General features: G+C 45.9%; 19 protein-coding genes. 10 read left to right on the top strand and 9 right to left on the bottom strand.

Translation table 11 applies throughout. The features are described from left to right. Positions 1–266 precede the first annotated feature (266 nt). Complete coding sequence (gene torD / locus ACF8EG_RS10255; RefSeq protein ID WP_005457256.1) at positions 267–914, bottom strand: molecular chaperone TorD; 648 nt, start codon at positions 912–914, stop codon at positions 267–269. Between the two features lie 265 nt (positions 915–1179). On the opposite strand from torD, the gene torR reads away from it, so the two are divergent. Then, positions 1180–1893, top strand: coding sequence for a two-component system response regulator TorR (gene torR / locus ACF8EG_RS10250; RefSeq protein WP_005457237.1), 714 nt, complete (start codon positions 1180–1182; stop codon positions 1891–1893). Positions 1894–1962: 69 nt separating this feature from the next. On the opposite strand, the gene elyC is transcribed toward torR, so the two are convergent. Next, positions 1963–2748, bottom strand: a complete 786-nt coding sequence (elyC, locus tag ACF8EG_RS10245; protein ID WP_005457224.1) for an envelope biogenesis factor ElyC — start codon at positions 2746–2748, stop codon at positions 1963–1965. A gap of 114 nt (positions 2749–2862) precedes the next feature. On the opposite strand from elyC, the gene cmoM reads away from it, so the two are divergent. Genes cmoM through mukB form a run of 4 tightly spaced genes read left to right on the top strand, consistent with a single transcriptional unit; the run spans position 2863 to position 10166 of the window. Further along, the gene (cmoM, locus tag ACF8EG_RS10240) at positions 2863–3654 is read left to right on the top strand and encodes a tRNA uridine 5-oxyacetic acid(34) methyltransferase CmoM (protein WP_005495865.1); all 792 of its coding nucleotides are present in this window, start codon (positions 2863–2865) and stop codon (positions 3652–3654) included. 2 nt (positions 3655–3656) lie between these two features. Next, a complete protein-coding gene (gene mukF / locus ACF8EG_RS10235) occupies positions 3657–4994 on the top strand; it encodes a chromosome partition protein MukF (RefSeq protein WP_005483103.1) in 1338 nt (445 codons plus the stop codon). Then, positions 4975–5700, top strand: coding sequence for a chromosome partition protein MukE (gene mukE, locus ACF8EG_RS10230; RefSeq protein ID WP_005483111.1), 726 nt, complete (start codon positions 4975–4977; stop codon positions 5698–5700). Before mukF ends, mukE begins: the two co-directional genes overlap by 20 nt. Positions 5701–5702: 2 nt before the next feature. After that, positions 5703–10166 (top strand): chromosome partition protein MukB, encoded by a 4464-nt coding sequence (gene mukB, locus ACF8EG_RS10225; protein WP_069505373.1) that lies wholly within the window; start codon positions 5703–5705, stop codon positions 10164–10166. A gap of 167 nt (positions 10167–10333) precedes the next feature. Here the strand turns inward: mukB and ACF8EG_RS10220 are convergent, their stop codons facing one another. The 7 genes from ACF8EG_RS10220 to ACF8EG_RS10190 all read right to left on the bottom strand — a co-directional run bounded on the left by ACF8EG_RS10220 (position 10334) and on the right by ACF8EG_RS10190 (position 16991). Further along, positions 10334–10486: a hypothetical protein gene (locus tag ACF8EG_RS10220; protein ID WP_005457235.1), complete on the bottom strand. Its 153-nt coding sequence runs from the start codon at positions 10484–10486 to the stop codon at positions 10334–10336. 201 nt (positions 10487–10687) lie between these two features. Then, complete coding sequence (locus tag ACF8EG_RS10215; RefSeq protein ID WP_005457241.1) at positions 10688–11656, bottom strand: alpha-L-glutamate ligase-like protein; 969 nt, start codon at positions 11654–11656, stop codon at positions 10688–10690. Between the two features lie 3 nt (positions 11657–11659). Beyond that, a complete protein-coding gene (locus tag ACF8EG_RS10210; protein ID WP_005457220.1) occupies positions 11660–13165 on the bottom strand; it encodes an inactive transglutaminase family protein in 1506 nt (501 codons plus the stop codon). 11 nt (positions 13166–13176) lie between these two features. Further along, positions 13177–13923, bottom strand: a complete 747-nt coding sequence (locus ACF8EG_RS10205) for an ATP-dependent zinc protease (protein WP_025630855.1) — start codon at positions 13921–13923, stop codon at positions 13177–13179. A gap of 221 nt (positions 13924–14144) precedes the next feature. Then, positions 14145–15116 (bottom strand): tRNA 5-methoxyuridine(34)/uridine 5-oxyacetic acid(34) synthase CmoB, encoded by a 972-nt coding sequence (gene cmoB / locus ACF8EG_RS10200; RefSeq protein ID WP_005483112.1) that lies wholly within the window; start codon positions 15114–15116, stop codon positions 14145–14147. Positions 15117–15228: 112 nt separating this feature from the next. Then, positions 15229–15966: a carboxy-S-adenosyl-L-methionine synthase CmoA gene (gene cmoA / locus ACF8EG_RS10195; protein WP_020840344.1), complete on the bottom strand. Its 738-nt coding sequence runs from the start codon at positions 15964–15966 to the stop codon at positions 15229–15231. 143 nt (positions 15967–16109) lie between these two features. Next, complete coding sequence (locus tag ACF8EG_RS10190) at positions 16110–16991, bottom strand: DUF72 domain-containing protein (RefSeq protein WP_069505376.1); 882 nt, start codon at positions 16989–16991, stop codon at positions 16110–16112. Between the two features lie 273 nt (positions 16992–17264). Here ACF8EG_RS10190 and aspS point away from each other — a divergent pair, with 273 nt between their 5' ends. From aspS to ruvB, 5 genes are all read left to right on the top strand, one after another. After that, the gene (gene aspS / locus ACF8EG_RS10185) at positions 17265–19043 is read left to right on the top strand and encodes an aspartate--tRNA ligase (protein WP_005483110.1); all 1779 of its coding nucleotides are present in this window, start codon (positions 17265–17267) and stop codon (positions 19041–19043) included. Positions 19044–19171: 128 nt separating this feature from the next. Next, positions 19172–19693, top strand: coding sequence for a crossover junction endodeoxyribonuclease RuvC (gene ruvC / locus ACF8EG_RS10180; protein ID WP_005457261.1), 522 nt, complete (start codon positions 19172–19174; stop codon positions 19691–19693). Between the two features lie 120 nt (positions 19694–19813). Next, entirely contained in the window at positions 19814–21265 is a 1452-nt protein-coding gene (locus tag ACF8EG_RS10175; protein WP_025611103.1) for a methyl-accepting chemotaxis protein, read from the top strand. A gap of 78 nt (positions 21266–21343) precedes the next feature. Beyond that, positions 21344–21958: a Holliday junction branch migration protein RuvA gene (ruvA, locus tag ACF8EG_RS10170; RefSeq protein ID WP_005495842.1), complete on the top strand. Its 615-nt coding sequence runs from the start codon at positions 21344–21346 to the stop codon at positions 21956–21958. A 21-nt stretch (positions 21959–21979) separates the two neighbouring features. Continuing rightward, on the top strand, positions 21980–22984 hold the full coding sequence (gene ruvB / locus ACF8EG_RS10165; protein ID WP_005495833.1) for a Holliday junction branch migration DNA helicase RuvB: 1005 nt from the start codon (positions 21980–21982) through the stop codon (positions 22982–22984). Positions 22985–22992 lie beyond the last annotated feature (8 nt).

The raw sequence follows: 22992 nt of genomic DNA, 5'->3' as shown, positions 1-22992 counted from the left end.
TCCTACTAAATATGAGGAAGTGGTTATCAACCTATTAATAAAAAACAAAAACCGCTATATTTCAGCGGTTTACATATAAATCATATTTAATCGTTTGCGTTCACATTTTAGCCCTATGTGGGCTGACTGGCAATATTTTCAGCAAGAGTTTTGTGTATTTGAAGTCACATTTTGACTGCTAAATGAACGAACGTCTTTGAGCCAGATTAAAAGCAAGCGAATAAAATAGGGAGCCCGACAGGCAGGCTCCCTAAAATAGGCGGTGATTATTCACCAAGAAGGTAAGCGCTGTCCAGTTTACAAAATGCAATTAATAGTTGCGCAACGCTTAAGTAGAAGCCAAATTCATCAAATTGCTTACATTTTTCAGCAAATTTTGGCAACCAAGACATGAGTTGATTTTGGATGAAGTCATTTTGTTTAACGAAAGCCTCTTCCATATGTTTTTCTTGCTCTAACTCATTTGAGCGAATGATCATGTTGCCCAAAAAGTCCAATTCGACAGCAAGATGGTCTGCTGGTTCTTTGAGGTTTTCGTCTACCTGAACCCCAAAATCTGCCATCAGTTTTTCCATTTCTTCTGCAGGTTTGTCATTAAGCAAGCCTGATTCACCAATGTACATAGAAGCGTACGGCAGTGCCCCATACTTATCTGTTTTTAAGAACAGCTCGCAAAAATCTGCTGCAAGTTCTAGTTGAGCATCATTGCGGTCTTGGAGTCGGTTTAGGGCATCAACTAGGCTATCAACGGCTGGCTTGAGTGATTCGTTCTCACCTAAGCCCGCTAAAAAACTGCGAATTTCAACACTGTGGTAGGTTTCTAGTTCTTTTTCGCTGAGTTCTTTAGCGAATAAGCTCGAAAACCACCAGTAAATTTCAGCACGCTTTTCATTAAAAGCTTTCACTTCTTGCATTTTTGGCTCCTGAAGGATGCTTCGAGTATTGCATCATAAAGTCAATTAGGGATATCCCCTAAGTGTAATCAAATAAGATGAATAGCAGTAACTATAATTATTGTTGATTATGTTGAATTGTGTGCACTTATTAACGGTGATGGGCAAGCTTGTTTTGAATCAATAAAAACGCTAAATCTTGCTTTTTAATGTATCTATGACTAGAAATGTTACTAGTTATGAATAGAATACGTCTTGGATAATAAGAAGACAGAAAGTGGTGTAAATGAGCTATCACGTATTAGTCGTAGAAGATGATGTTGTAACTCGTAGTAAGCTTGCGGGATATTTCCAAAATGAAGGTTACAAAGTTAGCGAAGCAGAAAGTGGCGCGGAGATGCGCGAAGTTCTGCAAGGCGGTGATGTCGACCTTATTATGTTGGATATTAACTTGCCGGGCGAAGACGGCCTAATGCTTACGCGTGAGCTACGCAGTCAATCAGACATCGGCATCATATTGGTAACAGGACGCACGGATAGCATCGACAAAATCGTCGGCCTAGAGATGGGCGCAGACGATTATGTGACAAAGCCTTTTGAACTAAGGGAATTACTAGTTCGAGTTAAAAATCTACTGTGGCGCATTTCTGCGGCGCGAAGTGGAGCAAGTAAAGCGGCAAGCGAAACAAACGATGAACACATTGTTCGCTTTGGTGAGTGGACATTCGATATTCAGCGTCGAGCACTTAGCCGTAATGGTGAGCCAGTAAAACTAACCAAAGCAGAATATGAGCTTTTGGTGGCGTTATCGTCTTACCCGAATCAAGTGCTGAGTCGTGAACGTATTTTGAATATGATCAGTCATCGAGTTGATGCTCCAAATGATCGTACGATTGATGTTCTTATCCGACGCATGCGCGCTAAGATGGAGTTTGATCCTAAGAACCCACAAATTTTTGTGACCGTTCACGGTGAAGGCTACATGTTCGCAGGTGATTAATCACCATTAGACAAGCAGTAAAGAAAAAGGAGAGCCAGTGCTCTCCTTTTTTGTGTTTATAAATCGGGTTTATTCCGCTTCCACCATCGGCGTTTGTCCTACGGTGTCACGCAGTCTTTGCCAAACGCTACCAAGGTATTCATGCCAAAACAGTTCAGTTTGCTCAAGGTAGCGAGCTTTAGGTGAATACTTGTCCCACGGTTGGCTAACTTCGTCTATCGCTAAGAAATTCGTTGGAGCAGGGATGGGTTTAATTCCAGCTGCGTTAAACTCGTACAGCGCACGGCTCATGTGGCTCGCTGACGTGACCAGCACAATCTCTTTTTGTTGAACAAAAGCGGCGGCTTGTCTTGCTTCTTCCCACGTGTCTTTTGCGTCTTCTAACAAAATAATGTCGGATTTTGCAACACCTAATGCCAAAGCAACGTTTGCCATCATACGAGCATGGCTGATCTCAGAGCCACCATCATAACCAGATAAAATTAGCTTTGCGCCTGGGTACATACGCAAAATACGAATGCCTTCCGTTAATCGCATCAACGCCGCGCGGCTTAATTGCGATGTTGGTGGAATTTCGTCATCGACCACGTGGCCATTACCCAGCACCATAACGTAGTCAATGGTACCCGACACAGGTAAAAAGGCCTTATGCTCGCGCTCAAGTGGCATGAGAAGCTTGGTTGAAACAGGTTGGAAGGCAACTAGAAAAAGGCCAACAAAAGAGAACAGAACAACGAAGCAGCCAGTTTTACGTTTTGTGGTAAAACTAATGAGAGCAAGACCTAACAAGCCTATCAGTAGCAATGCCGGAAGCGGCATAAGCAAGGCTGACATTACTTTTTTCAGCTCAAACATACATAAATAGTCCGAAAAAACATCAATTGATAATAAAAATGAGGGTGACCCTCTTTATTCCTGCTTTCCTTGTGCCAGAATAGCGGCACAATCCGATATGATAACTCAGCAGAAGTGACAGAAGACCGCAATTTCGACGATATCGCCCACAAATTTGCAAAAAATATTTACGGCTCCGATAAAGGGGAGATCCGCCAAATCATTGTGTGGGAAGATTTTCTACAGATTCTAAGTGAATTGGATGCGAGCCAGCAACCCCTAGAAGTACTTGATGCAGGTGGTGGTTTAGCACAAATGTCGCAAAAGCTTGCTAAGCTCGGACATCGTGTTGCGTTATGTGATCTATCTTCGGAAATGCTGCAACTAGCCAAACAGGATATTGAAAAAAACGGTTTGCTTGAGCAGTATCGCCTGATTCATTCGCCTGTTCAGTCCATTGCGGAGCACATGGAAGAACAGGTGGATCTCGTTATGTTCCACGCTGTCATGGAGTGGCTCGTTGATCCTAAAACGGCGCTAGAGACAGTATTGGAACAAGTAAAGCCGGGGGGCATCGCATCAGTGATGTTCTATAACCACCATGGTTTAGTCTACAAAAACGTGGTTTGTGGCAACATTCCTCATATTTTAGACGGCATGCCCCACCGAAAAAGATTTAAACTACAGCCGCAAAAAGGCTTGAAACCGGAAGATGTCTATCACTGGATAGAAGAGGCTGGTTTTAGCATTTGTGGCAAATCTGGTATTCGTTCCTTTAGTGATTACATAGGTAATATGCAATACATGGGCGATTACGAGTTTGAAGATGTGTTGGCGCTAGAAAAACAACTATGTCGACAAGAGCCATACCTCTCATTAGGCCGCTATATTCACGTGTGGGCCAAAAAGAACGATAAACAGGAATAACAATGAGTGAGATGACTCTCAATGCTGCAGAGCAACCAATCGATGAGTTGGTTGGCTGGGTTAAGCAGCACGATTTCTCGTTGAACCTGACCACAGAGCGATTGGCATTTTTGATTGCCATCGCCGTACTGAGTAATGAAAGGTTCGACGAAGAACTGGGTGAAGGTGAACTGCACGATGCATTTGCCATCGTCACTCGACTATTTGATGAGACTGGCGAAGCCTCCGCTTTTCGTGCGAACAACGCCATCAACGAGATGGTCAAGCAGCGTCTTATTAGCCGTTTTGTCAGTGAAATTACTGACGGAGCGAGCATTTACCGCTTGTCGCCTTTAGCGATAGGAATTACCGATTACTACGTGCGTCATCGCGAGTTCTCAAGACTGCGTCTGTCTATCCAGCTATCGATGGTAGCGGATGAAATGGCGAAAGCGATTGAAGCGGCACAAAAAGGTGGCACACCGGGCCACTGGAAGAAAAACGTGTACGGAGTTTTAAAATATTCTGTAGGCGAAATCTTTGATCAAATCGACCTCAACCAACGTGTCATGGATGAGCAGCAGCAATCTGTGAAACAACAAATTGCCGACCTGCTAAACAAAGACTGGCGTGAAGCGATCAACAACTGTGAAGCACTTCTGTCAGAAACATCAAGCACGTTGCGTGAACTTCAAGATACGCTGCAAGCCGCGAGTGATGAACTGCAAACTCAGATCCTAGATATTCAAGAAATTGTTTACGGTGATCCTGAGCTTGAGTTCATCGAAGAAGCCTTGTTTGGTCTGCAAATGAAGCTAGACCGAATCACAAGCTGGGGCCAGCAAGCGATTGACCTCTGGATTGGCTACGACCGACACGTGCACAAGTTCATCCGTACCGCTATCGATATGGATAAGAACCGTGCATTTAGCTCGCGTCTGCGTCAATCGATAAAAGACTATTTTGATATGCCTTGGTATCTGACTTTTGCAGATGCAGAAAGGCTTTCCGACCTTCGTGATGAAGCTTTGGTACTGCGTGATGACGAGGTAACCGGCCAAGTTCCGATGGAAGTGGAATACGAAGAATTTCAACAAGTCAATGATGAGCTATCAGAACGCATTGGTGACATGCTAAAAGCGCATAAAGAGCAAGGCACGCCAATCGATTTGAGTGTGGTGCTGCGAGATTACCTTGCACAACACCCATACACTCATCACTTTGATTTAGCTCGAATTATCGTTGATCAAGCCGTACGTCTTGGTTATTCGGAATCGGATTATCAAGCGATTCAGCCTGACTGGAAAGCAATCAACGAATTTGGGGCAAAGGTACAAGCGAATGTCATCGACCGATACTAATGAATACATGTCAGATAATCTGGCAAAAGCAATTTCTAACCCTCTGTTCCCAGCGCTAGACAGCATGCTACGAGCAGGGCGTCATATTTCAACTGAAGATCTCGACAATCACGCGTTGTTGTCTGATTTCGAGCTTGAGCTTTCTTCTTTCTACCAGCGCTACAACACCGAGTTGGTAAAAGCGCCAGAAGGCTTTTTCTACCTACGTCCACGTTCAACGTCATTGATTGGCCGCAGTGTTTTATCTGAGCTGGATATGCTGGTGGGTAAGGTACTGTGTTTCCTATACCTAAGCCCAGAGCGCTTAGCGCACGAAGGCATTTTCACCAATCAAGAGCTTTACGACGAGTTGCTTGCATTAGCAGACGAGAAAAAGCTGATGAAACTCGTGACGAACCGTGCAACGGGTTCGGATCTAGACAAAGAAAAACTGTTTGAAAAAGTACGTACGTCACTTCGTCGCCTACGTCGTTTAGGGATGATCATCAACATCGGTGAAACCGGTAAATTCAGCATTAGCGAAGCGGTATTCCGTTTTGGTGCTGATGTTCGTGTGGGCGATGACATCCGTGAAGCGCAGCTGCGTCTTATCCGTGATGGTGAAGCCGTAGTCCACACTAAAGAGCCGAGCCAAGGCAGCTTGCTGTCTGAAGAAGATCAAGAAGAACAAGCCCAAGAAGAAATGACAGAAGAGGGTGAAGCATGAGCATGATTGAACGCGGTAAATATCAATCGCTGACCATGGTCAACTGGAACGGCTTCTTTGCCCGTACGTTTGATATCGATGGTCTGGTTACGACGTTATCGGGTGGTAACGGTGCCGGTAAATCAACAACGATGGCAGCGTTCATCACAGCGTTGATTCCTGACCAAACGCTACTGCACTTCCGCAACACAACCGAAGCGGGCAGCAGCCAATCGTCTCGCGATAAAGGTCTATACGGTAAGCTACAGCCGGGTGCGTGTTACGCAGCGCTAGACGTAGTGAACTCACGTAACCAACGTCTATTGTTTGCAGTAAAACTGCAGCAAGTCGCGGGTCGTGACAAAAAAGTAGATATCAAACCGTTTGTTATCCAAGGTCTTCCAAGCCATGTGAAACCAACGGATATCCTGGTTGAAAGCGTATCGGCGACTCAAGCGCGCGTACGTCAAATCAATGAAGTCAAAGATGCGATTGCGGAATTTGAAGGCGTTCAATTCAAAGCCTTCTCTTCAATCGTCGATTACCACGCGCAAATGTTCGAATTCGGTGTGATTCCGAAGAAACTGCGCAACTCAAGTGATCGCTCTAAATTCTACCGTTTGATCGAAGCCTCGCTTTACGGTGGTATCTCAAGTGCGATTACACGCTCACTGCGCGATTACCTTCTGCCACAAAACGGTGGTGTGAAGAAAGCATTCCAAGACATGGAATCGGCGTTGCGTGAAAACCGCATGACGCTAGAAGCGATCAAAACCACTCAGGCTGACCGTGACTTGTTCAAACACTTGATCACCGAGTCGACAAACTACGTGGCTGCTGACTACATGCGCCATGCTAACGATCGTCGCAACAAGCTTGAACAAACTCTATCTTTGCGCTCTGAGCTCTTTGGCTCACGCGAGACGTTGATTGAGCAAAACAATCTGCTTAATCGCGTTCAAGAAGAACTTGAGCTTCTAATCGAATCGGAATCGGCACTAGAGCAAGACTATCAAGCGGCTTCTGACCACTTGCAATTGGTGCAAAACGCACTGCGCCAGCAAGAGAAAATCGAACGTTACCAAGAGGATCTTGAAGAGCTTAGTGAGCGTCTTGAAGAGCAGATGATGGTCGTTGAAGAAGCGCAAGAACGCGTGATGATGGTGGAAGAGCAAGCAACCGTTGCAGAAGAAGAGGTGGACAGCCTCAAGACGCAACTTGCTGACTACCAACAAGCACTAGACGTTCAGCAAACTCGTGCTCTTCAATACCAACAAGCGGTTCAGGCACTTGAGAAAGCGAAACAACTACTTGGTGATGACTGCCTGACGGCAGAATCCGCGCAAGCACTTGTTTCTGAGCTTAAGAACAAAGAATCAGAAAGCACTAACGCGCTGTTATCGGTTAAGCACAAGCTGGATATGTCTTCTGCAGCAGCAGAGCAATTTGAAACTGCGCTGAAGCTCGTACAAAGTATCGTTGGGCAAGTCGAACGTAAAGATGCGGCTGAACAAGCGAAAATCGTCATTACGAAAGCGCGTGAATCTCAGCAAATCGCACAAAACGAACAACAATGGCGTGCTCAACATCGCGACCTCGAACGTAGCTTAAACCAACAGCGTCAAGCTCGTGAATTGGTCACGGAATATCAAAAACAGTTCCATGCTGAACTGACGGACGAAATCACGTTTGAACAAGAACGTGAACGTCACGCGATGCAAATCGAAACGCTAGAAATGACGCAAGAAGAGCTGCGTGAACAACGCAGTGAACAGCGTCGTCTAGAACAAGATGCTGCGGCAGAAATCAACAAGCTAGAAGCCATTGCACCAACATGGATTGCGGCGAACGATGCGTTGGAAAAATTGCGTGAGCAAAGCGGTGTAGAGTTAGAAGATCGCCATGCTGTGATGAGCCACATGCAGGTTGTTCTGGAACAAGAGAAAGAGTTGTCTCTAGCGAAAGACAAACTGGCAGAGCGTCGCTCGCAACTAGAAAGCGAAATCGAACGATTGGCATCACCTGGTGGTTCAAACGATCCTCGTCTGAAAGGCTTGGCAGATACACTCGGCGGTGTGCTTCTATCTGAGATTTACGACGACATTACAATCGACGACGCACCGTACTTCAGCGCGATGTATGGTCCGGCACGTCACGCGATTGTGGTTTCTGACTTGTCGGGTATCGAAGAGAAACTGGTAGAGCTAGACGACTGTCCGGAAGATTTGTACATCATTGAAGGTGACATAGATGCCTTTGATGACAGCTCGTTTGACGCAGAAGAACTTGAAGGTGCGGTATGCGTTCGTATGAACGACCGCCAAATGCGTTACTCTCGTTTCCCTGAAATTCCATTGTTTGGACGCGCGGCGCGTGAACAGCGTTTAGAGCTACTGCGTAATGAACGTGAGGAAGTGGTTGAGAAGCACGCAAAAGCGGCTTTCGATTCACAAAAGATGCAGCGTCTATACCAAGCATTCAACCAGTTTGTGGCTAACCACATTCAAGTCGCGTTTGAAGCTGACCCAGAACAAGCATTGGCAAATGTTCGCGAAAAACGTGGTCAAATCGCTCGTGTATTGGCTGATTTGGAAGCGAAAGAACAACAACATCGTTCTCAGCTTCAAACTAGCAAGCAAGCTCTGTCTTCGTTAGACAAGCTCGCACCAAACATGGCTCTGATTGAAGACGATACGCTGCAAGCGCGTTTCGACGAGCTGGAAGAGAAAATTGCGCAACTGTCGGAAGCGAAAGCGTTCTTGAACAACCACGCGAAAGCCGTGGCTGAGCTTGAAAAAATTGCTTCTGCACTTGATGCAGACCCTGAACAGTTCGATGCGCTAGAAGCAGAATACAAAGCCGCGGACGAGAAACTTCAAGAATTGAAGAAGCAGATCTTTGCCTTGTCTGATCTCGTTGAGCGTCGTCACTACTTTGCCTATTCAGACTCCGTTGATTTGCTTAACCAAAGCAGTGAACTTAGTGAGCAGTTAAAAGCGAAGCTGGTTCAGGCTGAGCAAATGCGTACACGCTCTCGTGAAGAGTTGAAACAAGCGCAAGGTCAAATGAACCAATACAACCAAGTATTGGCATCATTGAAAAGCTCGCACCAAGCGAAATTGGAAACCGTTCAAGAGTTCAAACAAGAACTGCAAGAGTTTGGTGTTAACGCCGATGAAGGCGCAGAAGAGCGTGCGATCCGTCGCCGTGATGAGCTGCACGAGCGTCTGCACACATCTCGTAGTCGTAAGAGTGAATACGAGCGTACCATCACCTCTACTGAGCTAGAGATGAAAGGTCTGGCGAAACGTCTGAAGAAAGTTCAGAAGGAATACGCAGAGCTGCGTACCTTCGTGGTTGCTGCGAAAGCGGGCTGGTGTTCAGTACTTCGCTTGGCACGTGAAAACGATGTTGAACGTCGTCTTCACAAGCGCGAGTTGGCGTACATGTCTGCCGATGAGCTGCGTTCAATGTCGGATAAATCGTTGGGTGCGCTGCGTCTTGCTGTTGCAAACAATGATGACCTACGTGATGCGTTACGTTTGTCTGAAGATAATGCACGTCCAGAGCGTAAAGTTCTGTTCTACATTGCGGTTTACCAGCACCTTCGTGAGCGTATTCGTCAGGACATCATCCGCACAGATGACCCAGTAGAAGCCATCGAAGAAATGGAAGTAGAGCTAGCGCGTCTGACTGAAGAGCTAACTCAACGCGAAAACCGTCTGGCAATCAGCTCTGAGTCTGTGGCAAGCATCATCAAGAAGACGATTCAGCGTGAGCAAAACCGTATTCGCATGCTAAACCAAGGCTTGTCGAACATCTCGTTCGGTCAGGTGAAAGGTGTGCGTCTAAACGTGAAGATCCGTGAAAGCCATGAAGTGCTATTGCATGGTCTGTCTTCGCAGCAAGAACAGCATAAAGATTTGTTTGAATCTCCACGTTTCACTTTCTCAGAAGCGATGGCAAAACTGTTCCAACGCGTGAACCCTCACATCGATATGGGTCAACGCTCTCCTCAGGTTCTGGGTGAAGAGCTACTGGATTATCGTAACTATCTAGAGTTAAGTGTGGAAGTTAACCGTGGTTCTGATGGTTGGCTGCAAGCGGAATCTGGGGCGCTATCAACGGGTGAGGCAATCGGTACTGGTCAGTCAATCCTATTGATGGTTGTTCAGAGCTGGGAAGAAGAATCCCGTCGTCTACGCAGCAAAGACATCATCCCATGTCGTTTGTTGTTCCTCGACGAGGCGGCACGTCTGGATGCGAAGTCGATTTCAACGCTATTCGAACTGTGTGACCGTCTGGATATGCAGCTGTTGATTGCTGCGCCAGAGAACATTAGCCCAGAGAAAGGTACAACCTACAAGCTGGTACGTAAGGTGTTTAAAGATCACGAACACGTACACGTTGTTGGTCTGCGTGGCTTTGGTCAAACAGATAAACCGAAGAGTGAAGTTCAAGAAATGATTGAAGAGTTTGAATCATAGGCTTGGAAGTATAAAAAACGCCCGCAATTAAAGCGGGCGTTTTTGTATCTGATTAACAGAGAGATGCAGGTAACGGGCATAAAATAAGCCGAGGCTGTAGGACGACAGTCTCGGCTTTTCGTGAGCACTTAGACCAATAGCAGGGAGTATTGGAAATAATCTAAGCGCTATTCCTCTGAAATATCGGTTCCAGCTTCGATAATTTCAGCAAGCTCTTCAAGTGCTTGAACCGAAAGCTCAGACAAACGCTGTAAGTGTTGGTCAAAAGTTTCCTGGTCTACAAGCTGTGGTTCATTATTATTTGTTTCTTTTGTTAGCATCGCCCAACCTCTTTAAGTTGAGTAAGGGGAGTAAACATCATACTCAATGGGCTCAGTAGAAAAGAAACGATCTATGTTGATTCTGTTAGCTCGATCATTGATTCAAATGATGAAACCGGCGAAATGAGATAGTAAGGAGAGTGAAAACGATGGCAGAAAGAAAAAGCTAGCAACCATGTGCTGATTGCTAGCTTGTAAGGTTTAGAACTTTGGTTTTACACCAAATTGCTCAACCGCGTAGGCTACGCGCTCTATAGGCTTAGGGTACTCCGCTGGAGTGCCGAGGCTTTCAATATGCTTCAAGCGAGGAAGCAATCCTGCTCCGTTCGCGATTTGAATAGCCAAACCAGGACGAGCATTCAGCTCAAGTACCATCGGACCTTCTTCTTTGTCGAGAACCATGTCGGTGCCCATGTAACCAAGCCCCGTCATTTCCCAAGCACTTGACGCAAGTTCTAGCAAACGCTCCCAATGAGGCACTTGCAGAGTCGATAAATCTTTACCCGTATCTGGGTGGTGCGTTACTGGTTGGTCGAATTGCACCGCGCGAATGGCTTTGCCTGTTGCGATATCAATGCCGACACCGACCGCACCTTGGTGAAGGTTAGCTTTACCATCAGACGCTGATGTTGAGCAGCGCATCATCGCCATGACAGGGTAGCCTTTAAATACGATGATGCGTACGTCTGGCACACCTTCGTAGCTGAAACCATCAAAGCAGTCATCAAACTTAATCAAGTTCTCAACCACGGCAACATCGTTCTTACCGCCGAGCGAGAACAGCCCTGCCAGTGCATTACTGATGTGGCGTTCCACTTCTTCTTTGTTGATTGTCGCACCAGAAGGTTTGGTGTACACACCGTCTTTATGCGATGTCACCACCAAAATACCTTTACCACCGCTGCCTTGAGCTGGCTTAATCACAAAACCCGGCCAATCTTTCACCATGTTGTGGATGGTTTTTACTTCTGCTTGGTTGTGAATCACGCCGATAAGGGCAGGGACGGTTGCCCCTGCAGCTTGAGCGATGATCTTGGTTTTTAGCTTGTCATCCACCAATGGGTATTTAGAGCGATCGTTATAGCGACCAATGTAGCTATGGTTACGCTTGTTCATGCCCATAATGCCTTTGTGGCGAAGTTTTGATGGCGTAGTGTAACGTTCAAACATCGTTTAATCCTCCGCTAGCGGTTTGAAACGACGTAGTTCTGTTAGACGGTAACCAGTGTAAGTACCTAGTAATAGAATACCCGCCAAAACAATTAGCTGTAGGCCGATAAAGTTAAATGTTAAGTGCTGGATATACGAGTTGGTCATCGCCAAGTAAACCAGTACCGCAGTCAGTAGTGAACCACCACCTTGCATTGCTACTTCTTTCGCGCCTTCTTCCTCCCACAGAATCGACATACGTTCGATCGTCCATGACAAGATGATCATTGGGAAGAAGGTGATTGTTAGACCTTCTGTCAAACCAATCTTGAATGCTACGACGGTAAACACCGAGATGATCATAATAACCGTGATAATAACCGCGGATATCCTTGCTACCAGAAGTAAGTTGAGCCGCGATAAGTAACTTCGGATGATCAAGCCTGTACCAACAATTAATAGGAAGCCAACAATACCAGTCACAAGCTGCGTTTGAACGAACGCAACCGCAATCAGGACTGGCATGAACGTACCAGAGGTTTTAAGACCAATAATCACGCGCAGGAACACAACGATCAATGCGCCTATTGGGATCAGCATGATGGTCTTGAACATCGCTTGCTCTTCTAGAGGCAAGCTGTGGATTGATAAGTTAAGCAGGCCATCGGCCTCAACCTTGTTGTTTGTCGCTTGTTGAGGCGTCACTTCTTGTTTGATCATGGAGAAATGAACTTGGCTGTTCTTGCCTCCCACAAGGTCAAGTAACGAAACGTTCGATTCATCCCAAACAAGAAGGTTAGGTTTTACGGCTTTCTGCTCTGAATTTGGCGAGAACAGTACCCAATCTTTTCCAGACCAAACTTGCACCATCGGTTGGATGGTTTGACGACGACGGCCATCTTCAAGCTCGATAACGCCAACAATTTTACTTTGAACGCCTGCTGACAGAAGAATCTTGTGCAATGCATCGGTGCGGTCAAAATCGTTCAATAATAGAGCGGAGTTTTGGCTGTCTGGATCGTTAAGCGTTTTGATTAACTCGCGTGCAAACGTCACGTTGTCCGCAGAACGGCTCATAGCTTGATCGATGAGGGCGCTTGCTGCCGCTTGTTGCGGAGCGGATAAAGTCGGTGGCGTGATATCGCCAGCAGGAGGCAGTGGTTCCACTTTAGCTTGTGGATCAACTAAGAACTGCGCTTTGTAGTAAATTGTTTGAGGGCCTTTCGCTTGGCGAATCGACCATTCGGCACGGCGACCTGAATCAGAGTTAATGTAGGAAACGCCATAACCAGAAGAAGAAGCAGACTCGCCAATCAGTGTATAACCACTTTGTGTATGAGGAGCGGCAAGAGAAGCTTTCACTTCATTCCCGTTTGCATTGAACTCGATACGAGCCTCTACATCCCACACTTGACGTGTTTCGCCTGGCGTCCAAGGCACGCCGTAATTTTGGTGTCTGAAAACACTCAAAGCAATGCCCGCAACCACCAACAAGATGATTGAAAGGTAAAACGGTATTTTTGACGTCATAATCTACCTTATTATTTTTTATCTTCGTCCGTTTGAATGTATGTACGGCTCACATCAACCAATGCGATGTCGCGCATAAATTCTCTACCTAGTAAAACAGGATGGTTCATGTGGGAGCGATCCGCCAACGTAAATTGCGCTTTTTCATGAATTTTTCCAACTCGCACCCAAAGTTCGACCACAGCGCGACGCTCCAGTTCTTCACTTGTTACTTGACGAATTTTCACATAACGAAGAACAGGCGCTTCGATCCATGTATTTTTCTCTTCTTCTGACTTTGTTGCATCAGCAAGATGGAAACGAACCCAGTTTTTGCCGTTTCTTTCGAATTCTTCAATATCAACTGCATTCAAAGATGATGTAGCCGCACCTGTATCGACGCGCGCATCAAACGTTTGTTTGATGGAGTCGATGGTTACTTTTTCGATCGAACCTAAAACGATGTCATGAGTCGGCGTTGGTTCAACAGGGGCGGGCGCTTGGACAATAATAGGCTCTTTCGGTTTTTTAACCTCTGCCATTGCCTCTTCGCGGAAGGTGCTTAGATCACCTTGTAACTTATCGACTTGGTCTTCAAGGCTGTCGATGTAATCTGATTGGTTACTGATCTGCAGCTCTAAGTTAGTTATGCGATTATTGAAATTCGCTTCTGAAGCTTGAATAGCGGCTAACGTTTCTTGGTGGTACTGTTCGCCTTTAGTAAGTGTGCATCCAGATAATAAGGCGATGGCAACAACCGGAGTCAATCGTATTAACATTGAAAACCTTGGGATTGGATTAAGTTGTTTGTTTTTTAAGAGTTTAGCTTATATCGATAAAGGCTCACAAGTAAGAATCTTTCTCTATCTCTTATTGAGTGAGGAATAGTGATGAAAAGCTAATAATCAAGGATGCAAAGCGCACCCTTGATGAGAATAGAAGAGAGGGTAATGTCTTAATGGCAGGAAAAAGTTAAGACAATGTCAGAAATCTCAGTTAATTATGGCTTACGTGCTACCAGCACAGCGCGGCGTGGTGCCGGGTAGCCTTCCACTGTTTTGCTTGGATCGTTTGGATCTAAGTAATCTGGTAGAGAGTTGTGTGTCATCCAATCTGTTGTGCGTTGCTCATCAACTGAAGTCACGTTCTCATCCACAATATGAACATCTTCAAAACCAACCAGTTCTAGCCACACTTTTAGTGCTTTCGCAGACGGGAAGAAGTACACATTGCGCATTTGAGCGTAGCGTGAGGTCGGCACAAGTACTGCGTTTTCATCGCCTTCGATTACCAAGGTTTCCAATACTAACTCACCACCAGAAACCAACTGATCTTTTAGTTGAATCAAATGGTCAAGTGGAGAACGACGGTGGTAGAGAACACCCATGCTGAACACGGTATCGAACGCTTCCAGTTTAGGCAGTTGCTCAATACCCAGCGGCAATAGGTGTGCTCGTTGGTCGCCGCCCATGAGTTTGCGAATCGCTTCAAACTGAATCAGGAACAGGTGAGACGGATCGATACCCACGCAAAGACGAGCACCTTCGCCTAACATGCGCCACATGTGGTAACCATTGCCACAACCCACATCGAGCACGCTGCGATTTTTCAGTGGAGAAATGTGTGGAAGTACGCGATCCCATTTCCAGTCGCTACGCCACTCGGTATCGATATGAATGCCGTGCACCGTATATGGACCTTTGCGCCAAGGGTGGAAAGTACGCAGTAAGTTTTCTAGCTTTTTCAGTTCGCCTTCATGGAAAGGCGTATCGTTGCTGATGGTTACAGAGTTCTTGATATCAACTTGATCTGGGGAGCCTTCTGGAATCTTGTTCAGTGCTTTCAACCAGCGACCAAAGTCACCGTGCTCTGCATTTTGCCAGTCCGTTAACTGTTGTGGTAACACATTCAGCCAAGGTTGAAGACGTGTGTCTTGGGCAATCAATTGGTAGAAATTTGCAAAGTTAAACATAGTTAGTTAATCGCTGAGTTGATGATGTAATTAAATGAGTGAAAGCGCCGCCAAAGGCAGCATCAGTACTTGCCTGCTTGAGTACAAACTGAACTGGGTTCGACCGCGAACCTTACTTAATCGCGAACATAGAACCGAAGTTAAAGCATTGGAACCAAACGTCGTAGCTAGAGAAGCCAATTTTTGCGAAACGTTCTTTGTGGTCTTTTTTAGAGTCAGGGCGCATCACGTTTTCGATTGCGCTACGTTTCTGGCTGATTTCCAATTCGCTGTAACCGTTGGCACGTTTGAAATCATGGTGAAGGTCAATGAGTAGCTCGTTCGACACTTCATCTTCGAAAACGAATTTCTCTGACAGAATCAAAATGCCACCAGGACGCAGGCCCGCGTAGATTTTTTCAAGCAGCGCGTAACGGTCTTCTGGTGATAAAAACTGGAGCGTGAAGTTCAATACAACGACAGATGCGTTTTCAATTTCGATATTACGAATATCGGCTTCGACCACAGTCACTGGCGTGTCGCTACGGTAAGCGTTGATGTGTAACTTACAACGCTCAACCATCGCTGGAGAGTTGTCTACCGCAATAATTTTGCAGCCTTCTTGTTTGATATGACGACGCATGGACAGCGTAGCGGCACCCAAAGAACAACCTAAGTCGTAGATGTTTGAGTGAGGCTTCACAAATCGTTCTGCCAACATACCGATTGCAGAAATGATGTTGCTGTAACCCGGCACTGATCGCTGAATCATGTCAGGAAAAACTTCCGCTACGCGTTCATCGAACGTGAAATCCCCAATTTTATCGATTGGAGCCGAAAAAATAGTATCTGGATTGCTCTTAGGGTTCATAACCAAATCTCTGCATAACAAGCTGACGGGGCGATTCGTCTTCAAAAAACCAGTTAGTCTAGTCTTCAAAAACGTCAGGCATCAAAAAAGGCGCGTATTTTATGAGAAATTCGCGCCTCTGTCATGCGTTGAGCAAATTATTGTTAGAACATCTGTAACTGCGAGTTGCCATCATTGGCAGGGAAGGGGGCTAAATCAGGGAGTGTAATGTGCTTTTGTAAGTTCCTATATAGATTAGCCGCCAGTTCGGGAGCGATAATATTATCGGCGGTGTGGATCATCACGTACGGTTGCTTACCTTCTTCAATCCATTGTGGCAGTTTACTTAACCAGGGATTGAAAAAGTCATAATTCTGTTGCTCTTCGGGATGACCAATAAAGCGAACCATGGGGTGTGATGCAGTCGCAATGGCATGAACCGGAACTTTAGGTTTTTTCATCTGTGCATTGATTATGGCTTCGTTATTTGGCTTGGCAGCGCTCGTCTTAGCTGAGAACAGGGGACGGCTGTCCATGATTATTCTGTCGATACCATTTTCTACCAACCATTGATTGAGCGCTCGTTCATCGTTACCTTTCGAGAAAAACGCCATATGACGTACCTCTACGCCAAGTGGAAAGTTGGGTGGAAAGCTGGCGCAAAACTTTTTCAATCTATCGAGATGTTCGGGGCCAAACGCCGCAGGCAATTGGATCGTCCACTGGCCAACACGTTCATGAAGAGGTTCCATGATTTTCATGAAGTCTCGTAACTGTTCGTCACTGCCTCTGAGCATTTGTTCATGAGTGATAGCCTTAGGGAGCTTAAACGTAAACTTAAAATCGTCGTGCGTTGCCGCTTTCCAATTTTGCACCGTGTTGTGTGTCGGCGTGGCGTAAAAGGTGGTATTTCCTTCCACAGTATGAAATACCTGAGCGTATTTTTCTAAACGCTCAGCAGGTTTAGTTCCACTACCGTAAAAGCTTTGTTGCCATTGGTTGTGAGACCACATGGTTAAACCAAGTCGAAGGGGTAAATTATCCATCATTCTTTATTGTTTGTATCTCCTGTACGCACTTTACGAGAGTTTTGCTGAAATAGGTAATTTAGCGCTATAATCCCCACCAATTTTTTCGCTTTGGTGGGCTTTTGAACATTTGTTGTACTAAAAACCACCAGGGAATGATAAAACACACTTAATTGTATGTTGAGTAGTCGATTTTCATAGACTTTCAGCGTATAACGGAATCTTTACTCTGCTCGGCAATGAGGCTGACAGAGCGTAGTTAACAATATTTGAGAGATTGGGAATTTCATTATGCGTACCCATTACTGTGGTCACCTGAACAAGTCCCTTGCAGGACAAACTGTAGAACTTTGCGGCTGGGTTAACCGTCGTCGTGATTTAGGCGGTCTTATTTTCATTGATATGCGAGATCGTGAAGGCATCGTTCAGGTAGTTGTAGATCCAGATATGGCGGATGCGTATGAAGTGGCTAACACACTTCGTAATGAATTCTGTATCAAATTGACGGGTGAAGTTCGCGTTCGTCCAGAAAGCCAAGTAAACAAAGACATGGCAACAGGTGAAGTTGAGATCCTTGCGAAAGGTCTTGAAATCATCAACCGCAGTGACGTTCTGCCTCTAGACTTCAACCAAAAGAACTCAGAAGAGCAACGTCTGAAGTACCGTTACCTAGATCTACGTCGTCCAGAAATGAGCGACCGTATCAAGCTACGTGCTAAAGCGTCTAGCTTTGTTCGTCGTTTCCTAGATGACAACGGTTTCCTAGACATCGAAACACCAGTACTAACCAAAGCGACACCAGAAGGCGCGCGTGACTACCTAGTACCTAGCCGTGTTCACAAAGGCAGCTTCTACGCGCTTCCTCAGTCTCCACAGCTATTCAAACAGCTTCTAATGATGTCTGGTTTTGACCGTTACTACCAAATCGTTAAGTGTTTCCGTGATGAAGACTTGCGTGCCGACCGTCAACCAGAATTCACTCAGATCGATATCGAAACGTCATTCATGACTGCTGATCAAGTTCGTGAAGTAACTGAAAAAATGGTTCGTGAAATGTGGCAAGAGCTACTGAACGTTGACCTAGGTGAATTCCCAGTAATGCCATTTAGCGAAGCGATTCGTCGTTTCGGTTCTGATAAGCCAGACCTACGTAACCCACTAGAGCTAGTAGACGTTGCAGACCTAGTAAAAGACGTTGAGTTCAAAGTATTCTCTGGTCCAGCGAACGACGAAAAAGGCCGCGTTGCAGTTATCCGTGTACCAGGCGGTGCAGAGTTAACTCGTAAGCAAATCGACGGCTATGCAGAGTTCGTAGGTATCTACGGTGCAAAAGGTCTAGCATGGATGAAGGTGAACGACCGTGCGGCAGGTGTGGAAGGTATCCAATCTCCTGTAGCTAAATTCCTAAGCGAAGACGTGATCAACGGTATCCTAGATCGCACTCAAGCGGAATCTGGCGACATCATTCTATTTGGTGCAGATAAAGCTAACATCGTTGCTGAAGCACTAGGCGCACTTCGTCTTAAACTAGGTAAAGACCTAGGTCTGACTAAAGAAGGCACTTGGGCTCCTCTATGGGTTGTTGACTTCCCAATGTTCGAGGAAGACGACGAAGGCAACCTACACGCGATGCACCACCCATTCACATCACCTCTAGGTGTGACAGCGGAAGAGCTAAAAGCGAACCCAGCAGTAGCGAACTCAAACGCATACGATATGGTTCTTAACGGCTACGAAGTGGGCGGTGGTTCTGTACGTATCCACAACGCAGAAATGCAAGCTGCGGTATTCGATATCCTAGGTATCGATGCAGAAGAGCAACAATTGAAATTCGGCTTCCTATTGGACGCTCTAAAATTCGGTACGCCTCCACACGCTGGTCTTGCATTCGGTCTAGACCGTCTAGTAATGCTGCTATGTGGTACTGAGAACATCCGTGATGTTATCGCGTTCCCGAAAACAACAGCAGCGGCGTGTTTGCTAACAGATGCTCCAAGCATTGCAAACCCAGCGGCTCTAGAAGAACTAGCGATTGCGGTAACTGCAGCGAAAGCAAAAGACGCAGAATAAGCGCACAACAATTAAAGAAAAAACTCCCGCACCTGCGGGAGTTTTTGTTTTAATGGGATATATCCAAACGACTTAAGAATGCTTGGGTTTAGATTCCAATAAAAATAGCGAGTTATTTAGGACGCTTCATGTCAATTATTTTGGGTATTGACCCAGGTTCTCGTATCACCGGTTACGGCGTTATTCGCCAGCAAGGCCGTCATCTGCAATATCTTGGCAGTGGGTGTATTCGTACCTCAGAAAAAGAATTGCCAGGTCGGCTTAAGCAAATCTATGCTGGCGTTACGGAAATCATCACCCAGTTTCAACCAGACGTATTTGCAATTGAGCAAGTGTTCATGGCGAAAAATGCCGATTCTGCTCTAAAGCTAGGGCAGGCTCGCGGTAGTGCGATTGTTGCGGCGGTGAATGCGGATCTTCCTGTGTATGAGTATGCTGCACGTCTAATTAAGCAAGCTGTAGTGGGGACTGGTGGTGCAGACAAAGTGCAAGTTCAGCACATGGTGCAGCACATGTTAAAATTACCTGCGAAGCCTCAAGCCGATGCCGCGGATGCACTCGGTGTGGCAATTTGTCATGCCAATACGAACAAGACCTTGGTTGCGCTCGCAGGTAAAGCAAGCAGTGCGAGAAAAGGGCGTTATCGCTAGACTCTCACCGTACTAAAAATGAGACACCTCAGACAGATTTAAGGAATAAATTTGTTGTAAAAATGTTGCAAAACTATAGTGGTCGGATGTCTAATAAGAAATCAATCAAGGAAGATTGACATGAATCCAGCCACGCTGTGGCGCAGTGTATTTATGCCGCGCCAACCTCAATGGACGAGAACGCAACAACGTCAAGCTGACATCCTCTCTTTATTTACCTTCATCGCTTTTCTGGTCGGAATTTATAGCTTAATTAAGTGGTTCAAGCATGGACACGAAAGCTTGATCTTAACTTCTGTCATTCTGATTACTCTTGAGCTTCTTTCCGCTTCTAGTCTCAAATGGTTTAAGCAACCTGCGTTATCACTGAACCTTGGTTTTGTCGGGATGTCGGTGCATGCTCTCAATATCATTTATCAAAGTGGTGGTGTGGTTGATTCAACTCAAACTTATTGGGTGCCTTTGTTGGTTGTCGCTTTCTTCTTATCTGGCACTCGTCTTATCGCTATTGCTTGGAGTGGCGTGGTGATTGCCATTTCCGCCTTAATGACACATCAGCATGTTTCGGGTTTTGAGTTTCCTCAACTGGTATTATCGGAAGCTTCTCAGAGATTAGAAATTTGGTCTGGTACCGTATTGCCGCTGGTGGTGATTTGTATCGCTCAGGCATTTACTGCTAAGCAACGTGATGATGCGATTGAAAATGCCGAAGCAGCAAAAGTCGAGAGTGAGCAAGTCGCCAAAAAAGCAACAGAAGGCGAACTGCATCTGGCTGAAGTATTGGAACAAGCTAATTTAAATTCGATAGAGCTGAAATCTGTTTCGCAAGCGCTTGATGAGCAATCGTCGCAGTTGGATGAGCAAGTCAATGCACTCAACGTGAATAGTGAATCTCAAGCAAGTGCGGCAGAGCAAATGAGCCAACAAGTACATCACATGGCCACAGGGATTGAAGAGTCGAGCAAGTTTGTGGAAGAGCTGCGCGAGAAGAGTGAAGACGTTCATCAACAAGCAGAGAAAAGCTCTGAACTGCTAGAAGATTCTACTCAAGCCATCAGCCAGATCATTACTAGCCATGAAGAAATCATGAAAGTGGCAGACTTGATTACCTCTGTCGCAGAGCAAACTAACTTGCTGGCTTTAAATGCGGCAATCGAAGCGGCGCGAGCAGGAGAGCAGGGCAGAGGTTTTGCTGTGGTTGCCGAGCAAGTACGAGAGCTATCTGCGAAGAGCAGCCAGTCCGCTATTGAGATTCGACACTTACTTGATCGTAGTGAGCAAGAAGTGAAGCATGGTCAAGACGTGGTGACGTCAAGCACCGAGAGGATGAACACTATTATTCAGCAAGTGACGACGATATCTCATGACGTACAAAGTTTATCAAGCATTATGGCAACGCAAATGACAGCGCTAAAAGAACTTGATGAAGCGAGTAGCGAAGTGGCGAATGGTGTAGTGAATACAAAATCCATTGCCGAGATTGTGGCTCAATATGGCAAAGAGCTTAGCGGTCAAGTTGTTGCTGTCCGGACGCTCACACAACAACTTGATCAAGTTGTCTCAAAAATCTAACCCCACAGCATAAAGGACTGGATGTCTATCCAGTTCTTTATTATCCTGTCGCAAATTCATTTCCAAAGAGTATTTATAGTGATTGGACGTCTTCGCGGCATTTTGCTTGAAAAGCAACCACCTGAAGTTTTAATTGAAGTTAACGGCATTGGCTATGAAGTTCAGATGCCAATGAGCTGTTTCTACGAACTGCCAAATATTGGCGAAGAAGCGATTATTTATACTCATTTTGTTGTGCGTGAAGACGCGCAATTGCTTTACGGTTTTAATACAGTAAAAGAGCGTGCGCTATTCCGTGAAGTGATCAAAGCAAACGGCGTTGGCCCTAAACTTGGCTTAGGTATTCTTTCAGGCATGACAGCGAGCCAGTTCGTGTCTTGTGTAGAGCGTGAAGATGTTTCTACGCTTGTGAAGTTACCAGGTGTTGGTAAGAAAACCGCCGAGCGTTTGGTCGTTGAAATGAAAGACCGCTTAAAAGGTTGGGGGGCTGGTGACTTATTCACGCCGTTTACTGATGCCGCTCCTACTGACTCGGCTTCCGCTTCGTCAAATAGTGCAGAAGAAGAGGCGGTCAGCGCACTTCTTGCTCTAGGCTACAAGCCAACTCAAGCGTCGAAAGTCGTTTCTCAAATTGCTAAACCGGACATGAGCAGCGAGCAGCTGATCCGTGAAGCACTAAAATCAATGGTGTAACGGAAAGTTCAAGGTAACAGTATGATTGAAGCCGATCGTTTAATCGCTCCTGAAAATCCAGCGTTTCGTGATGAAGATGTTATTGACCGTGCTATTCGCCCTAAAAAGTTGGCGGATTACCAAGGTCAGGATCATGTCCGTGATCAGATGGAGATTTTCATCAAAGCGGCACAATTGCGTAGTGAGGCGTTAGACCACCTACTTATTTTTGGCCCTCCAGGTTTGGGTAAAACGACGTTGGCAAACATTGTTGCTAACGAGATGGAAGTGAACATCCGTACTACTTCTGGACCTGTTCTCGAAAAAGCAGGCGATTTGGCCGCGTTGTTGACCAACCTTGAGGAAAACGACGTGCTTTTCATTGATGAGATCCATCGTCTTAGCCCTATGGTCGAAGAGGTGCTGTATCCGGCAATGGAAGATTACCAATTGGACATCATGATTGGTGAAGGCCCTGCCGCACGTTCTATCAAAATTGATTTGCCACCATTCACATTGATTGGTGCAACGACGCGTGCGGGGTCTTTGACTTCTCCGCTGCGTGACCGTTTTGGTATTACTCAGCGTCTTGAGTACTACAAAGTGCACGATCTACAGAACATTGTTCAACGCAGTGCAGATTGCCTAGGGTTGTCGATGGAGCCAGAAGGCGCGTTAGAAGTTGCTCGACGAGCTCGTGGTACGCCTCGTATTGCGAACCGTCTATTGCGCCGTGTCCGTGACTATGCAGAAGTGAAGGGTAACGGACATATTTGTGCCGATGTTGCTGACAAAGCGCTTAATATGTTGGATGTCGATGCTCAGGGCTTCGATTACATGGACCGCAAGCTTCTTCTCGCTATCATGGAGAAATTTGGTGGTGGTCCAGTTGGACTCGACAATATGGCTGCCGCTATTGGTGAAGAAAAAGACACCATTGAAGATGTGCTAGAACCATATTTGATTCAGCAAGGCTATTTACAACGCACTCCCCGAGGAAGAATCGCCACAGATCGTGCATATCTTCATTTCGGAATTGAAAAATAAGATTCTAA

The organism is Vibrio sp. YQ_11 (assembly GCF_043103065.1).
GTDB lineage: Bacteria > Pseudomonadota > Gammaproteobacteria > Enterobacterales > Vibrionaceae > Vibrio > Vibrio parahaemolyticus.
This window is presented reverse-complemented; position numbering and strand designations above follow the sequence as displayed.

Coding starts and splice junctions, on each gene's coding strand:
- ACF8EG_RS10190 (WP_069505376.1), bottom strand. CDS start 16,991: ATGGATAATTTACCCCTTCGACTTGGTTTAACCATGTGGTCTCACAAC.
- ACF8EG_RS10175 (WP_025611103.1), top strand. CDS start 19,814: ATGAATCCAGCCACGCTGTGGCGCAGTGTATTTATGCCGCGCCAACCT.
- aspS (WP_005483110.1), top strand. CDS start 17,265: ATGCGTACCCATTACTGTGGTCACCTGAACAAGTCCCTTGCAGGACAA.
- cmoB (WP_005483112.1), bottom strand. CDS start 15,116: ATGTTTAACTTTGCAAATTTCTACCAATTGATTGCCCAAGACACACGT.
- elyC (WP_005457224.1), bottom strand. CDS start 2,748: ATGTTTGAGCTGAAAAAAGTAATGTCAGCCTTGCTTATGCCGCTTCCG.
- ACF8EG_RS10205 (WP_025630855.1), bottom strand. CDS start 13,923: ATGTTAATACGATTGACTCCGGTTGTTGCCATCGCCTTATTATCTGGA.
- ACF8EG_RS10210 (WP_005457220.1), bottom strand. CDS start 13,165: ATGACGTCAAAAATACCGTTTTACCTTTCAATCATCTTGTTGGTGGTT.
- ACF8EG_RS10215 (WP_005457241.1), bottom strand. CDS start 11,656: ATGTTTGAACGTTACACTACGCCATCAAAACTTCGCCACAAAGGCATT.
- cmoA (WP_020840344.1), bottom strand. CDS start 15,966: ATGAACCCTAAGAGCAATCCAGATACTATTTTTTCGGCTCCAATCGAT.
- ACF8EG_RS10220 (WP_005457235.1), bottom strand. CDS start 10,486: ATGCTAACAAAAGAAACAAATAATAATGAACCACAGCTTGTAGACCAG.
- mukB (WP_069505373.1), top strand. CDS start 5,703: ATGATTGAACGCGGTAAATATCAATCGCTGACCATGGTCAACTGGAAC.
- torR (WP_005457237.1), top strand. CDS start 1,180: ATGAGCTATCACGTATTAGTCGTAGAAGATGATGTTGTAACTCGTAGT.
- mukE (WP_005483111.1), top strand. CDS start 4,975: ATGTCATCGACCGATACTAATGAATACATGTCAGATAATCTGGCAAAA.
- ruvC (WP_005457261.1), top strand. CDS start 19,172: ATGTCAATTATTTTGGGTATTGACCCAGGTTCTCGTATCACCGGTTAC.
- ruvB (WP_005495833.1), top strand. CDS start 21,980: ATGATTGAAGCCGATCGTTTAATCGCTCCTGAAAATCCAGCGTTTCGT.
- mukF (WP_005483103.1), top strand. CDS start 3,657: ATGAGTGAGATGACTCTCAATGCTGCAGAGCAACCAATCGATGAGTTG.
- torD (WP_005457256.1), bottom strand. CDS start 914: ATGCAAGAAGTGAAAGCTTTTAATGAAAAGCGTGCTGAAATTTACTGG.